The following is a 14140-nucleotide window of genomic DNA, read 5'->3' as shown; positions in this document are numbered from 1 at the left end:
CAATCTATAAGCTCTACCCTCTTCAAAAGAAAAAAGTGTCACTGCATAGTTTTAAGAAATCCCTTTACTATTGTATCAAACTTTTGCGGTTGTTCCACATGAATTGCATGGCCAGCCCCATCAATTTTGACAAATTTCGCATGAGGGATGCGTTTTTTTATGTTTGTTAAGATGTGAAAGAACTTTTGATCGCTCTCCCCATTCATTAACAAGACAGGCAATTTAAGCTCTTCAAGCTGCTTCCACCATGAAGGCTGTGCTCCTGTTCCCATGCCCCTGAGACTATTTGCAAGTCCTCTTGGATTATTGGCAAGTCGCTCTTTTCGTACTGCTTCTTGCACACCCTGTGATAATTTTCTTTGCGTTGCAAATAGCGGAATATCTTCCCAAGCGTTCACGAAAGCTTCTATTCCTTCTGATTCAATTCGATTTGCAAGCTGTTCATCTTTCACGCGGCGTTCTTTACGGTCTTCCTCCATCTCAAGTCCCGCCGTGCAATTTTCTAATAACAGAGAAATTACGCGTTTTGGATACAAACATGCCATTGTAATTGCCAGTCTACCGCCCATCGAATAGCCAAGTATATGAGCTTTTTCGAGATGCAAATGGTCAAGTAATGCTTTCATTTGCGAAGCTACATTTTCAATATCATAATGCGTAATTTCCTTGGGGCTTTCCGTTCTTCCATGCCCAACAAGATCCACTACGATAACTTGAAACTGTTTGCTCCATGAAGGAATAAATGGACGCCACGTTTCCATGCTACCCGTAAAACCATGAAGAAGTAGAAGTGGTTCTCCACTTCCGACCACTTCATATTCATACGTTACACCTTGCAATGTTACTTTCATTTCGATTCACCTTGCAAAATTTCCGTAATCACCTTCGATGTATTCGCCCATAAATCCCGGTGAAGTTGTAAGTTTTCTTCTCGGTTCGTACAAATTTCCACAACGTGTAAGCCGTTTTCAGCTGTTCCTTTTTGTACTTCTTCACGAAATGCTTCCCAGCCATTTACACGCGCAAATGAACCACCGTACATTTTGACAACATGTTCATAATCAAGTCCAAGTGGTGTGCCAAACAATGATTCAAAATGTTCTTTTGACTCATATTGCGGTAAGAATGAGAAAATGCCACCGCCGTCATTATTAACAACAACAATTGTTATGTTTAAATCATGTAATTTTGCTGCTAATAATCCATTTAGATCATGATAAAATGATAAGTCACCAATTACTAATACAAGCGGCTCACAAACTGTACTCGCTCCTAATGCTGTTGAAATAATTCCATCAATGCCATTCACACCACGGTTTGCCATGATATGAATGTTTTTATCTGTCGTGAAAAAGAATGTATCCGTATCACGAATTGGCATGCTATTACTGGCGAATAACGTAGCTTCCTCTGGTAATACACGTACAATATCCGTAATGACCTTGCCCTCAAACGCAGTTTCATATGTTTCGATTTTCCGAAGCTCTTCCTTCGTTTTATCATTTATATGTTTCCACATCTGGAACCAATCATTCTTTTCTCTCTTTGACATCTTATCTGTAATCTCTTTACAAAACGAGATATCACTTGCACATACTACTTCGGTTACCATAAGAGCTGGATCTCTCCATTTTCCAGACTCATCTACAACGATATGAACAGCAGTCTTTTGTTTTTTTATAAATTGTGTTAATGCTTTTGATACTGGCATACCGCCAAAACGAATAATGACATCTGGCTTCCATGTATCTTTTAGCAATTCATTTCGTAAAAATGTATCGTAGCAGTCTATCACCATTTCTTTATCATGGTTTCCAGCACGAAGATTTGAAAGTGGATCTGCTAAAACTGGATAACCAGTTTTCTCAGCAAACTGCATAATAGCTTCTGGCAAATCCGAATGACTATCGTCTCCACAAACAATAAGCCCCTTTTCCATACTTGAAAGGCGCCCTATAAGAGAACTTACATATTCACTCGTCATCGTCGTGTTTCCCTGATGAACCGCCCCAGTATATTCTCCGCGGCCCTTTTCCCATAAATACTCTAAAGAGAAATCAGGAATTAGCGGCTCCCGAAGCGGAAAATTAATATGAACAGGTCCCTTTGGAGCAAAACACGCGCTTGCCACAGCACGCCCAGCTGTCATACGAGCATAATGATACATCGGTTCTCTAGCTTCTGGAAGTGCCATCTCCATAAACTGTTTCACAAAAGAACCGTATAGATTCATTTGGTTCATCGCCTGTGGTGCTCCTACATCCCTTAGCTCATGCGGTCTATCTGCTGTTAATACAAGTAGGGGCACTCGTGAATGAAATGCTTCACAAACGGCTGGATAATAGTTTGCTGCCGCTGTTCCTGATGTACATAAAATCGCTACAGGACGCTTCTTTGCTTTCGCGATACCAAGCGCGAAAAAGGCAGCTGATCGTTCATCTACATGCAAATATGTTTGTATCTGTTCATGCTGCTCCATTAGCAAGGCTAGCGGCGTCGACCGTGAACCTGGACTAATGACAACATCATATACATTTAGACGCGCCAATTCGTCCACAAACGCGCCTAAATAATATGATAATGCTTCTATATGATTGTTCATTTCATTAATTCCTCCAAAGCACCAAGCATCGGTCTAAACTTCAAACTTGTTTCTTCATATTCAAGTTGTGGTACTGAATCAATTACAATACCGCAGCCGGCAAATAAGGATGCCTTCTCACCATTCAATAATCCACAACGCAGTGCTACCGCAAATTCACCATTTCCTTTGTCATCTATCCAGCCGATCGGTGCTCCGTACAATCCTCTGTCTAATAATTCTACATCACGAATGAGCTTCATCGCCGCATGGCGTGGTGTTCCGCCAAGTGCTGGCGTTGGATGCAGCTCTTCCACCATTGTCAGAAGTGACGCTTCACCTTTCGCTTCAACCGGTGTAAATAAATGTAGTAAATTTTTTGTTGTTAATAACTCTGGATGCTGCGGAATAGTAACAGATTCACAGTGCTCATTTAATACGCCTCGTATCATGTTCACTACATAACCATGCTCTGCTAAATTCTTTTCATCATGAAGAAGTGCATTACCATTTTTCTTACTTTCTTCTATAGAAGCACCGTGACCAATTGAACCAGCAAGACACATCGATGTAAATTTGTCGCCTTCTTTTCGAATCAGTCTCTCAGGTGTGGCTCCTAAGAAACACGCCCCTTTATAATCAAAAGAAAATACATAACAATCTGGTTGTCCCATGCGGAGCGCTTCTAAAACGCGAACAGAATCAACATCATGATTCATCACTAGCTTTAGTTCTCTTGCTAATACAACTTTCTGAACGCTTCCTTTTCGCATTTCATCCTGCACTTTTTCAATTGCCTTCATCCATGCTTTCGGATCTACTTCCACTTTCGAAGTAACCGTTAATTTTTCTTCTGCCAGCGAGAATTTACTCTCTTGTAAAATTCTTTCTTCTAAAGAGACAATCTCTTCATACACCTTCTCTACACAATCTTCCGCTGAAACAAATGTATTTATCGTTAACCATGCTTTTTCATCTTTTACGGTTAACAGAAACGCTGGTAACGACAATGTTGTATCTTTAAATTCTTTCCAGAGATCCGTTTGCTCTTTTTCTGGGTCAAATGAAAAGCCCCCAAATAAGAGTGGCCCCGTTCCAAATTCATATGTTTCCCTTTGAACAATCGCCTTTTCCTGCACCTTACGCCATTCTTCCCGAGCAGTTTGAAAGCGTTTATCAGAAGAGTTTGCTATAGTGAAAACAGAACCAATTCCAGCAAATATTACATGCTGCGCTGGGTCTGCAAAATAACATCTATTTTCGAATGCAATCCGTTTTCCTACTGCATAAAAAAGAAGTGGATCCATCCAATCTATTTGTTTTACAAAACTAACCAATGTTTTTTCATCAGTCGCACGTTTAATAGCTGCAGTAAGTATTTCTTGTAAATCTTTTTGTTTCGTCTGAATCACAAAGGCTCCCCCCTATGGGCGAAAAATAGTCATAAATACGCTTGATTTTAAGATACACCTCAAACGAAAGACCTGTCAACGTTTAGCATTTCTGAGAAATTCACCTTCTCTTCCTAGAAAATAAACGTTGACACTAAATGATGCTTTTCCTACACTTAATTGTGTACATTACGTGACAAGGAGGATTCACCATGGAAATGAAAATCGACACGAATTCCTCTCCTATGCCGCCAAAACCAAGTAAACAAACAGGCTGGCGCATTTGGTGGAGTTTATTACGTCCTCATACGTTAACAGCTGCTTTTGTTCCCGTTTTTATCGGAACCGCTTTTGCAATGCAAGTAGGGGGCATAAATCAAATACATCTTCCTCTGTTCTTTATCATGCTTCTTGCTTGTCTTCTCATTCAAGCAGCAACAAACATGTTTAATGAATACTTTGATTATAAAAGAGGATTAGATCATGAAGGTTCAGTTGGAATTGGCGGTGCAATTGTCCGCGACGGCATTGAGCCAAAAACAGTACTGAATTTAGCATTTGGTTTTTTCGGTATCGCGATGCTATTAGGCGTTTATATTTGTATGAACTCTAGCTGGTGGCTTGCTGCAATCGGTCTTGTTTGTATGGCTGTTGCCTATCTTTATACAGGCGGACCACTTCCAATTGCCTATACACCTTTTGGAGAATTAACAGCAGGATTATTTATGGGTGTTATTATTATTGGTATTTCATTCTTCATTCAGACCGGCACAGTAACATCAGAAATCATTTTACTATCCATTCCAAATGCGATTTTAATTGGAGCGATTTTACTTTCCAATAATATTCGCGATTTAGATGGAGACAAAGAAAACGGTCGCAACACATTAGCAATTATTGTGGGACGTGAAAATGCTATTGGTGTTCTTGCTTCTATGTTCATTATTTCCTACATTTGGACAATTGCGCTAATCATTGTTGGGATTGTATCTCCATGGATGCTGATCGTTTTCCTAAGTGCACCAAAAGCATTTAAAGCGACAAAAGGATTCATCGGAAAAAGCATTCCAATGGAAATGGTACCCGCGATGATCGCTACTGCAAAAACAAATACAATATTTGGTTTCTTAATGGGAATCGGATTGATACTTGGATATTTCTTATAGAAAAAAAGAGCTGCTGGCGCAGCTCTTTTTTCTATTGCCTCCATTTTCGAAATATATCGGCGCTTTTGCAAATATATCGACCGCTTCTCCTCATATATCGGCGTTCTTTTCAATATATCGACGCTTCGACATAACATATCGACCGTTCGACAATTTACGACATGATCACTCCCCCTTAAATAGCGGGATAATTCCCGTAATCCAGCTCATACTACATAAAGAAATCGAATTGTAGGAAGGTGGATACTGCTATGTTAACTCCACAACAAATCAATCATTTTAAATCCATTTTAGAAAAACAACAACAAGAGCTAGAGCAAACGCTGCAAAATCATGAGAGTGAAAATCGTGCTTCTGAACGGGAATCTGTTGGAGAGTTATCTGCTTATGATAATCACCCTGGTGATATGGCGACCGAATTATATGAACGCGAAAAAGATTTAGGGCTCATTGAATTTTGGCATAAACAGCTGCAAGATACAAAACATGCTCTGCAAAAGATTGAAGCTGGCACATACGGTATTTGCGAAGTATCTGGTGAAGAAATTTCGGCGGAAAGATTAGAAGCAATGCCGACTGCTACAACTTGTATTGAACATACAACGAATAAATTAAACTTAGATGCACGTCCCGTCGAAGAAGAGTTAGTCGAGCCACCGTTTGGCAAATACGATATGGATAGTGCTGTAGGATACGATGCCGAAGATGCTTGGCAAGACGTCGCTTTGTACGGAACATCTGAAACACCGTCTGACTTAGAGCGCCGCGACTCCAAAAATTTTGATGAGATGTATGTAGATGCTGAAGAACCACGCGGTTATGTAGAGGATTTCGAAAACTTCATCGGAACTGACATGTATGGAAAGAATCCACAAGTTTATGCTACAGAAGAGCATGAGGAATATGAACAAATGTTAGATGATTTTGAAGAACGCACCTTTAAAGGTGAATTATCTTCAAGTGAATCTAGTTCGAAGGAATAAAAAAAGCATTCCGAAGTTCGGAATGCTTTTTTCTAGCTAGCTAATTAGTTTTTTGTAACGTTAGCAGCTTGAGGTCCGCGGTTTCCATCAACGATTTCGAAAGAAACTTCTTGACCTTCTTCTAAAGTTTTGAAACCTTCACCTTGGATAGCTGAGAAGTGAACGAATACATCGTCTCCACCTTCAACTTCGATGAAACCAAAACCTTTTTCGCCGTTAAACCATTTAACTTTACCTGTTTGCATGTCATGTACCTCCTAAATAAAAATGAAACTATGAATCCACATGAAAAGGTGGATATAAAGGACATGAATGTATTACAAGTCTAATGCCTTGAATTAAACACGCTTTATTTCCGTACCACATTATGTAGCTCAATAGTGATTTCACTATATCACGCTATATCAAAAACGTCAAATGAGAACACTTTCATCCTAGCATTTTTCTTATATTTTTTTATAAACTAATAAAATTTGTAAAAAACATGCATAATATAATGCTATTTTGTTTAAAAATTAACAAAACAATAGTTTTCTAATTCCACTAATTTCTCTACAACATTAGTATCCACTACATATGAGGTGAAAAGAATGAAAGCACATGAAATTGAGTATAAATTATATGGCGATGATATGCAGTTTGTTGAAATTGAGCTAGATCCAGAAGAGAGCGTTATTGCAGAAGCTGGGGCAATGATGATGATGGAAGACCACATTGAGATGGAAACAATTTTCGGCGATGGTGCTGGAAAGTCTAATGGTATCTTCGGAAAATTAATGGGGGCTGGAAAACGTCTCGTTACAGGTGAGAGTATGTTTATGACTGTATTTACAAACACAGGTCATGGCAAACGCCACGTCTCATTTGCTGCACCTTATCCTGGAAAAATCGTTCCGGTTAATTTAACAGAATATCAAGGTAAAGTCGTTTGTCAAAAAGACGCATTTCTTTGCGCTGCAAAAGGTGTTTCTATCGGAATTGAATTTACGAAAAAAATAGGCAGTGGTTTCTTTGGCGGTGAAGGCTTTATTATGCAGAAGCTTGAAGGTGATGGACTTGCTTTCATGCACGCAGGTGGCACAGTATATAAACGTGAACTTAAAGCTGGTGAAAGACTACGCATCGATACAGGATGTCTTGTCGCAATGACACGAGATGTTAACTACGATATTCAATTCGTAGGCAACGTAAAAACTGCTTTATTTGGCGGTGAAGGTCTATTCTTCGCAACGTTAGAAGGCCCAGGAACAGTTTGGATCCAATCCTTAACACTTAGCCGTTTAGCAGCACGTATTACAAGCCCGGCAGCTCAAAACAACGGTGAAGGCAGTGTTTTAGGCGGACTTGGTCGTCTTTTAGATGGAAAAGAGTAAAATCATTTTATACAAAAAAGCAAATCGCTACCTCTCATAAGGAGAGCGGTAGCGATTTGCTTTTTCATGTTAAAGAATTATTTTCCTTGTTCTTCTTCACTTGGACTGTACATACCGTTCTGAATCATATAATACTCCATTGCCCCATTTAACCATTCCTCTTCTTCCTTGGTATACGGAGACGGAATCATATTCTCATACTGATCTTCCATATTTTCTAATTCACTCAAAGAGTATACTGCTTCTTCCCCTACATATGTAAGGGTTGCCTTCATATGTTTATCGACAAGCTTTTGTACCTCTGGATCATCAACTTGCTTTCCAAATAATCTCTTTACTTCTTTAGACAAGTGGATAAATTCTTTATCAAGTGCCACCATTTCTTCTTCAGGTCTATTGTATAATTGATCAACGACTTCCTTAGACATACATTCTTTTTACCGATGTGGTTACCCAAATCATACTACCTCACGTAACTGAAGGTTCAAGTGTTAATTCGCAAAAATATTTACTTTTTTTTACCTCACTTTGTTTTAAAGTTACTCAAAGAATGATTCTCCCCTTTAACTCATATATTGAACTATACCTTTTCGTAAGGAGGGCTTCCTTGATGCGTGCTCCTTTATCCTTTGATAAAGACACTGCCATATTGTTAGCTTCTTGCTGTGAGTTAACATATGATCAATATAAACAAAATGGGGTTTTCCAAATACCTGATGGGTTTCAATATGTACAAGGCTTTCAAGCGAAAGCGGTTCAAACAACAGAATGGTTTGGTTTCATCTTAGAATCTGAAGATACAATCATCGTTGCCTTTCGGGGAACACAAACAGAGCCAGATTGGGTTATTGATTCCCTTGTTAATCAAAAACCTTATCCGTATGCACTAAATAGCGGAAACGTCCATAACGGCTTTCTTTCTACTTACGAGTCTTGCCGTGATCCAATTATGGATATGCTCGTCTCTTTGCCAGCGCATAAAAAATTGCTTGCTACAGGACATAGTTTAGGCGGGGCACTTGCTACACTTCACATATTAGATGCACGTGTTAATACTGCATTCGCACAATATGGTCTCTATAGCTTCGCTTCCCCGAAAGTTGGAGACATCACCTTTCGAAACTACTATAAACTGCAAGTAGCCAGTAGCTTTCGCTTCGTTAATTTATTTGATGTCGTTCCCCTTCTTCCCCCGCGTAAAGTACATTTTAATGAACAAGACTGGGAATATGCCCATGTCCATCACAACATGACATTTACAAAAAACACAAAATCTATCACCAACAATCATTCGATGGCAACATACAAGACATGTCTGACTTCTCATTTTTAGCAGGATATAATTAGAAAATAACTATTAGTATACTATAATAATATATGTAACTACTTTTTCGGATGAGGGGACCATACATGCTTAAGTATTTCTTTGCACTGTTTCTTGTTTTACTTTTTGCAGTTACAGGTTTCTTTACATTCTCATATTTTGCTACAGAGGAATATGGTGGCACCGGCATGCTATATTCAGTAAATCCTTATATCTCAATAGCAAACTAAATAAAAACAGCTTGGACATTCCCAAGCTGTTTTTATTTTACTGAACACTATTATATTCGTGTTTCAATTTAACTTTCTATCACAACCAACATATCTTGAATTGCCTGTATTACTATTTGTGGGCAATCAACATGAATTGCATGTCCAGCTTCTTCAACAATAATACACTTACTATTTGTAGATAGCTTAGCAAGCTCTTCATGAAATCCAATCCAAGCTGACATAGATTCTGGTGTATGATGAGGTTGTGAAGTACCCGTCATTACAATTAACGGAATATTACCAAGTGATTTAGAAACGCGAGCTTATTCTAGGCTCTCTTCCACTTCTTGAAGAAATCCTTCTGCACCAAATTGATTGAAGTAAGCTTCTTGCACCTCTTTTGAAAATAAAGGAGCCATTACTTTATTTTGATCTTCATGACATGAATCTAACAGGATTACTCCTGCTACTTCTTCTGATATGTACTTGCATATAGTCTAACATTTAACCCTCCGAATGAATGACCGACTAATACGTAAGGCGGTTTTACATTTGCTTTTTTCAATAACATGCGAAGATTCTCTACAGCTTGCTATGACATGGTCTTTCATCCTTTTCGCTTTTACCTACACATAAATACCTTTACCGATTTGGAAACTTCCTCTCTGATCGGATCCCAATTCTCTAATGCCCATCCATATCCTGAATCAAAAACAACAGTTGAATTTTCATTCTCTTCACCAAAATATTCATAGTATAGCTCAATCCCACCAATATCTAACTTTTTTCCTACTTTTGTTTTCATAATTTTCTCCACAATAAATCCTCCCATTTCCTCTTTTTACCAATTTACCTATATTAAATAGTACAAGAACCCTATACTCCAATCTACTAATCACACATTTTTTTCTAGACATATAAATAAAAGCCCCTTCAAATTTCCATAAGGGACTCTATATTATTCCTATATATTCATTTTGATTTTTAGGCATATAAGTCGCTGCTATGAAGAAAAAAGTGACCTCCACTCTTTTTTCTCCTTTTGTCTTCACTTGGCATGGGGCTAAAAAAGGATCTGACCACTTCTATCCATGGCTGGATCCTCTCTCCCACCTAAAAAGAAAGGTTTTTTAATTTAATTCATGAAAGCTTAACTCTATCACCAATTCTCCAAATCTCATTACTATACTGCAAAATCGTACGATCACTCGCAAAGTGTCCCGATTGTGCGATGTTTAAAATGGACATCTCTAGCCACTTGCTTCTGTTTTCATATGTTCTTCCTACGTCTTCTTGACGTTCTGCATATGGACTAAAATCACGAAGGACAAAGTACTCGTCATTTTGAATAACTAGAGAATCATAAATAGCCTCAAATTCAGCTCCTACATTTGCAAAAAAGCCATTCGTTAACTGATCAACTACTTTTTTAATGTGCATATTGTGATGATAGTAATCATTTGCACGATATCCGCCATTTTGATAATAATGAAGTACCTCTTCTGCCGTTAAACCAAAAATGAAACAGGCAGCATCGCCTACCCTATCCTTAATCTCAATATTAGCTCCGTCCAAGGTTCCAAGCGTAATCGCACCGTTCATCATAAATTTCATATTTCCTGTTCCCGATGCTTCCTTACTTGCTGTTGAAATTTGTTCACTTACATCAGCCGCCGGGAAAGTATCTTCTGCCAAGGAAACCCGATAGTTTTCTAGAAAGATAATTTTCATATATTGACTTACATACGGATCGTCATTTACCTTTCTAGCAAGCTCATTTATTAATTTAATAATTTTTTTCGCGTAGTAATAGCCTGGCGATGCCTTTGCACCAAAAATAAATGTACGTGGATAAAATGAAAAGCTAGAATCCTCTTTTAAACGATTGTATAAATATAAAATATGTAACACGTTTAATAATTGTCTTTTGTAAGCATGCAATCGTTTTACTTGCACATCAAAAATGGAATTAGGATCAACTATAATCCCCATTTTGCTATGAATTCGTTCTGCTAGAATATGTTTCCGCTCCTGCTTTACATCATACAACTTGCCTTGAAAGGCAGCATCGCATACGAAACCTTGCAGTGCTTGTAATCCCACCGGCTGTTTGATCCATTCCGTTCCAATCGCTTCAGAAATAAGATTTGTAAGCTGTGGGTTTGCTTTCATAAGCCAGCGCCGATGCGCAATTCCATTTGTCTTATTATTAAATTTGTCTGGATAAAACTCATAAAATAACCGCATTTCACGCTGTTTTAAAATTTCCGTATGAATTTTTGCAACACCATTCACACTATAACTTCCGACAATTGCTAAATGTGCCATTTTCACAAGATCATGCGCAATAATTGCCATGTCCTCAATCCGCTTCCACTCATACGGATATCGCTCCCAAAGTTCATGGCAAAACCGCTCATTAATTTCTTCAATAATCATATAAATTCGTGGTAACAATGGCTGAAAAATATGGATTGGCCACTTCTCAAGTGCTTCTGATAATGTCGTATGATTCGTATAAGAAATCGTCTGAGTTGTAATATTCCATGCCTCTTCCCAAGTCAGCTTTTCTTCATCCAGTAAAATGCGCATGAGTTCTGGAATTGCTAGCACGGGATGAGTGTCATTAATATGAATCGCAATTTTCTCATGTAAATTACGAAGTGTTCCATTTCTCTCTCTATGTAAGCGAATGATATTTTGTAAGCTTGCTGATACAAGAAAATACTGTTGTTTTAAACGCAGTATTTTCCCTTCATCATGCGTATCATCAGGGTATAAAAATTCTGATACTGCTTCTGTTTCACGCTTATATTTCAAAATATCTTTACAATTTTGCGGGAACGGAATCGGTTCTGCGTTCCAAAGCCGAAGTGTATTCACCGTATCCGTTTCATATCCAACAACCGGAACATCATAAGGAACCGCCATAATGACTTCTGCATCCGTATGTCGAAACTCTAAGCGCCCATCAATCTGCGCAGCTTCTACTTTTCCAAAATAGTTCACTTCCACCGCTTGATCATGTCTTCTTACTTCCCATACATTTTCATGAAGGAGCCACTGTTCTGGCAATTCTACTTGATATCCATCGACAATCTTTTGATCGAATAAGCCGTGTTTATAACGAATACCACATCCATGTCCAGGAAGATTTAAAGATGCTAAAGAGTCTAGAAAACAGGCTGCTAACCGGCCGAGTCCTCCGTTACCAAGGCCTGCATCTGCTTCTCTTTCTTCTAATTCTTGTAATGAAATTCCAAGCTCTGAAAGACCTTGTTCACATACATCACGAATCCCTAAATTTAGCATGTTACTACCAAGTAAACGGCCAAGTAAAAACTCAATCGACAAGTAATACATTTGCTTTTGATTCCCTGTCCGGTATTTTTCATTCGTTGCAATCCAATGCTGATTCATATACTCACGTACCATGTGTCCCAGTGTATTATACTGATCACGACTTGTAGAATCTTTGAAACTTTTTCCATACATCGTTTCTAGTTTTTCTAAAAAAGCAGATTTAAAGCTTTCAACATGAGTAAACATTTTTTTCACCACCTAAGAGTGTTTCAGCAGATTATTATATAATTTCTTATATGCAAGAGCAGATTTTTTCCAGCTGTAATCCTCTGTCATTGCCTGCTCTACAAGCCGATTCCATACTGGTTTATTATGATAATACTGCAGCGCACGACGAACGGTATGCAACATGTCATGGGCATTAAAGTTGGTAAAACTGAAGCCATTTCCAGTTTCCGTCTTCTCTTCATAAGACTGAACCGTATCGTTTAATCCTCCTGTTTCTCGCACAATCGGAATTACGCCATATGCCAGTGCGATAAGTTGTCCGAGCCCGCACGGTTCAAACAACGATGGCATTAAAAATAAATCGCTACCTGCATATACTTGATGCGCCAATTCTTCATTAAAACCAATGTACACCTTCACTTTTTCTGGATACTCATATGCCATCCATTCGAAAAATTGCTCATACTCAGAATCTCCTGATCCTAAAATAATGCATTGCACATCTTCTTCCATGATTTCCCGAAAGACAGTACGTACTAAATCAAGACCCTTCTGCTTTGTTAACCGCGTTACCATAGAAATAATTGGTGTATCTTCTTTTTCCGGCAAACCAAAATAACGCTGTAATGCGCGTTTATTTTCTTGTTTTTCATCTAATGAATCTGCATCATACTGCGCAGTAATATAAGGATCTGTTACCGGATTATATACACTCGTATCAATTCCATTTACAATGCCACTAAGCTTATGGTTATACTTTCGTAACAAACCATCTAGTTTCTCTCCAAAAAATTCATATTGAATTTCCTCTTTATAAGTTGGACTAACTGCTGTAATACAATCTGAGGCGATAATTCCACCTTTCATAAAGTTAACGTTCCCATAAAACTCTAGCTGTTCGCTCTGGTAATATTCATCGCCAAGCTCCAGTAAATCATGCATAACCTCACGAGGAAATACCCCTTGAAACTGTAAATTATGAATGGTATAAACCGTTTTAATGTCTTGATATAACGGGTTATCTCCATACTTTTCACGCAGCAAAAAGTTTGCCATCGCCGTATGCCAATCATGACTATGAAGAATATCAACTTCAAAATCTAAATGCGGGATACACTCTAACACCGCTTTAGAAAAGAAAGAAAAGCGTTCCCCATCATCATAGTGACCATAGAGGGAATCTCTTTTAAAATAATATTCATTGTCGATGAGATAATACGTAATCCCATCCTGCTCACCTTTCAAAATTCCGCAATATTGGTTTCTCCAACCGAGCTGAACATTGATTACTTTATGAAGCGTACATGCTTTTCGCAAGTGCGCAGGAATAAGACTATAGTTTGGAAGTATAATGCGGACATTTACTCCTAATTTTTTGAGTTCTTTTGGAAGTGCACCTGCCACATCTGCTAAGCCACCGGATTTAATAAACGGTACGCATTCTGATACTGCAAATAAAATATTCACGTGTTGTTCCACTGCCTGAAAAGCGTATATACCCTGGGCCGCTCTTCTTACAGCTTCCTCCCTTCGGATTTTAAATTCATATAAGTATGAGCAAGTGAACCCCTATCAAATA

The 14140-nt window shown here is 38.4% G+C and carries 14 protein-coding genes and 1 pseudogene; 5 read left to right on the top strand and 10 right to left on the bottom strand.

Annotated features, from left to right (window positions below; translation table 11 throughout):
- Positions 1-38: 38 nt before the first annotated feature.
- The 3 genes from menH to AZF08_RS09690 are packed head-to-tail and all read right to left on the bottom strand — an operon-like array spanning position 39 to position 3993.
- Complete coding sequence (menH, locus tag AZF08_RS09700) at positions 39-851, bottom strand: 2-succinyl-6-hydroxy-2,4-cyclohexadiene-1-carboxylate synthase (protein WP_033676256.1); 813 nt, start codon at positions 849-851, stop codon at positions 39-41.
- Positions 848-2602, bottom strand: a complete 1755-nt coding sequence (gene menD, locus AZF08_RS09695; protein ID WP_033676255.1) for a 2-succinyl-5-enolpyruvyl-6-hydroxy-3-cyclohexene-1-carboxylic-acid synthase — start codon at positions 2600-2602, stop codon at positions 848-850. The genes menH and menD overlap by 4 nt, the downstream gene beginning before the upstream one ends.
- Positions 2599-3993 (bottom strand): isochorismate synthase, encoded by a 1395-nt coding sequence (locus AZF08_RS09690; RefSeq protein WP_033676253.1) that lies wholly within the window; start codon positions 3991-3993, stop codon positions 2599-2601. Before AZF08_RS09690 ends, menD begins: the two co-directional genes overlap by 4 nt.
- A gap of 191 nt (positions 3994-4184) precedes the next feature.
- Here AZF08_RS09690 and AZF08_RS09685 point away from each other — a divergent pair, with 191 nt between their 5' ends.
- Together AZF08_RS09685 and AZF08_RS09680 are read left to right on the top strand one after the other, a co-directional pair.
- Positions 4185-5138: a 1,4-dihydroxy-2-naphthoate polyprenyltransferase gene (locus AZF08_RS09685; protein WP_033676252.1), complete on the top strand. Its 954-nt coding sequence runs from the start codon at positions 4185-4187 to the stop codon at positions 5136-5138.
- A gap of 251 nt (positions 5139-5389) precedes the next feature.
- Positions 5390-6121: a TraR/DksA C4-type zinc finger protein gene (locus tag AZF08_RS09680; RefSeq protein ID WP_033676251.1), complete on the top strand. Its 732-nt coding sequence runs from the start codon at positions 5390-5392 to the stop codon at positions 6119-6121.
- Positions 6122-6165: 44 nt separating this feature from the next.
- Here AZF08_RS09680 and cspD read toward each other — a convergent pair whose 3' ends face one another.
- Entirely contained in the window at positions 6166-6366 is a 201-nt protein-coding gene (gene cspD, locus AZF08_RS09675) for a cold-shock protein CspD (protein WP_033676249.1), read from the bottom strand.
- Between the two features lie 345 nt (positions 6367-6711).
- Here cspD and AZF08_RS09670 point away from each other — a divergent pair, with 345 nt between their 5' ends.
- Positions 6712-7494 (top strand): TIGR00266 family protein, encoded by a 783-nt coding sequence (locus tag AZF08_RS09670; RefSeq protein ID WP_033676247.1) that lies wholly within the window; start codon positions 6712-6714, stop codon positions 7492-7494.
- Between the two features lie 77 nt (positions 7495-7571).
- Here the strand turns inward: AZF08_RS09670 and AZF08_RS09665 are convergent.
- Positions 7572-7922 (bottom strand): annotated as a pseudogene (locus tag AZF08_RS09665) (TipAS antibiotic-recognition domain-containing protein); the annotation flags it as partial.
- A 182-nt stretch (positions 7923-8104) separates the two neighbouring features.
- Between AZF08_RS09665 and AZF08_RS09660 the strand changes: the two are divergent.
- The gene (locus AZF08_RS09660) at positions 8105-8827 is read left to right on the top strand and encodes a lipase family protein (protein ID WP_033676245.1); all 723 of its coding nucleotides are present in this window, start codon (positions 8105-8107) and stop codon (positions 8825-8827) included.
- Positions 8828-8904: 77 nt separating this feature from the next.
- On the top strand, positions 8905-9048 hold the full coding sequence (locus AZF08_RS30740; protein WP_167332925.1) for a hypothetical protein: 144 nt from the start codon (positions 8905-8907) through the stop codon (positions 9046-9048).
- A gap of 68 nt (positions 9049-9116) precedes the next feature.
- On the opposite strand, the gene AZF08_RS31985 is transcribed toward AZF08_RS30740, so the two are convergent.
- The 5 genes from AZF08_RS31985 to glgA form a co-directional block, all read right to left on the bottom strand.
- The gene (locus AZF08_RS31985; RefSeq protein ID WP_321141616.1) at positions 9117-9311 is read right to left on the bottom strand and encodes an alpha/beta fold hydrolase; all 195 of its coding nucleotides are present in this window, start codon (positions 9309-9311) and stop codon (positions 9117-9119) included.
- A 185-nt stretch (positions 9312-9496) separates the two neighbouring features.
- The gene (locus AZF08_RS32135) at positions 9497-9601 is read right to left on the bottom strand and encodes a hypothetical protein (RefSeq protein WP_338059095.1); all 105 of its coding nucleotides are present in this window, start codon (positions 9599-9601) and stop codon (positions 9497-9499) included.
- A gap of 51 nt (positions 9602-9652) precedes the next feature.
- Positions 9653-9847, bottom strand: coding sequence for a hypothetical protein (locus AZF08_RS31980; RefSeq protein ID WP_321141615.1), 195 nt, complete (start codon positions 9845-9847; stop codon positions 9653-9655).
- A gap of 323 nt (positions 9848-10170) precedes the next feature.
- The gene (locus tag AZF08_RS09650; protein WP_033676243.1) at positions 10171-12579 is read right to left on the bottom strand and encodes a glycogen/starch/alpha-glucan phosphorylase; all 2409 of its coding nucleotides are present in this window, start codon (positions 12577-12579) and stop codon (positions 10171-10173) included.
- A 12-nt stretch (positions 12580-12591) separates the two neighbouring features.
- Positions 12592-14028, bottom strand: coding sequence for a glycogen synthase GlgA (gene glgA / locus AZF08_RS09645; protein ID WP_033676242.1), 1437 nt, complete (start codon positions 14026-14028; stop codon positions 12592-12594).
- Between the last annotated feature and the right edge of the window lie 112 nt (positions 14029-14140).

The sequence above is a fragment of the Bacillus gaemokensis genome (assembly GCF_001590835.1).
GTDB classification, from domain to species: Bacteria; Bacillota; Bacilli; order Bacillales; family Bacillaceae_G; genus Bacillus_A; species Bacillus_A gaemokensis.
Note: the sequence above shows the minus strand (reverse complement) of the source record. Positions and strands in the feature narration are given on the sequence as shown.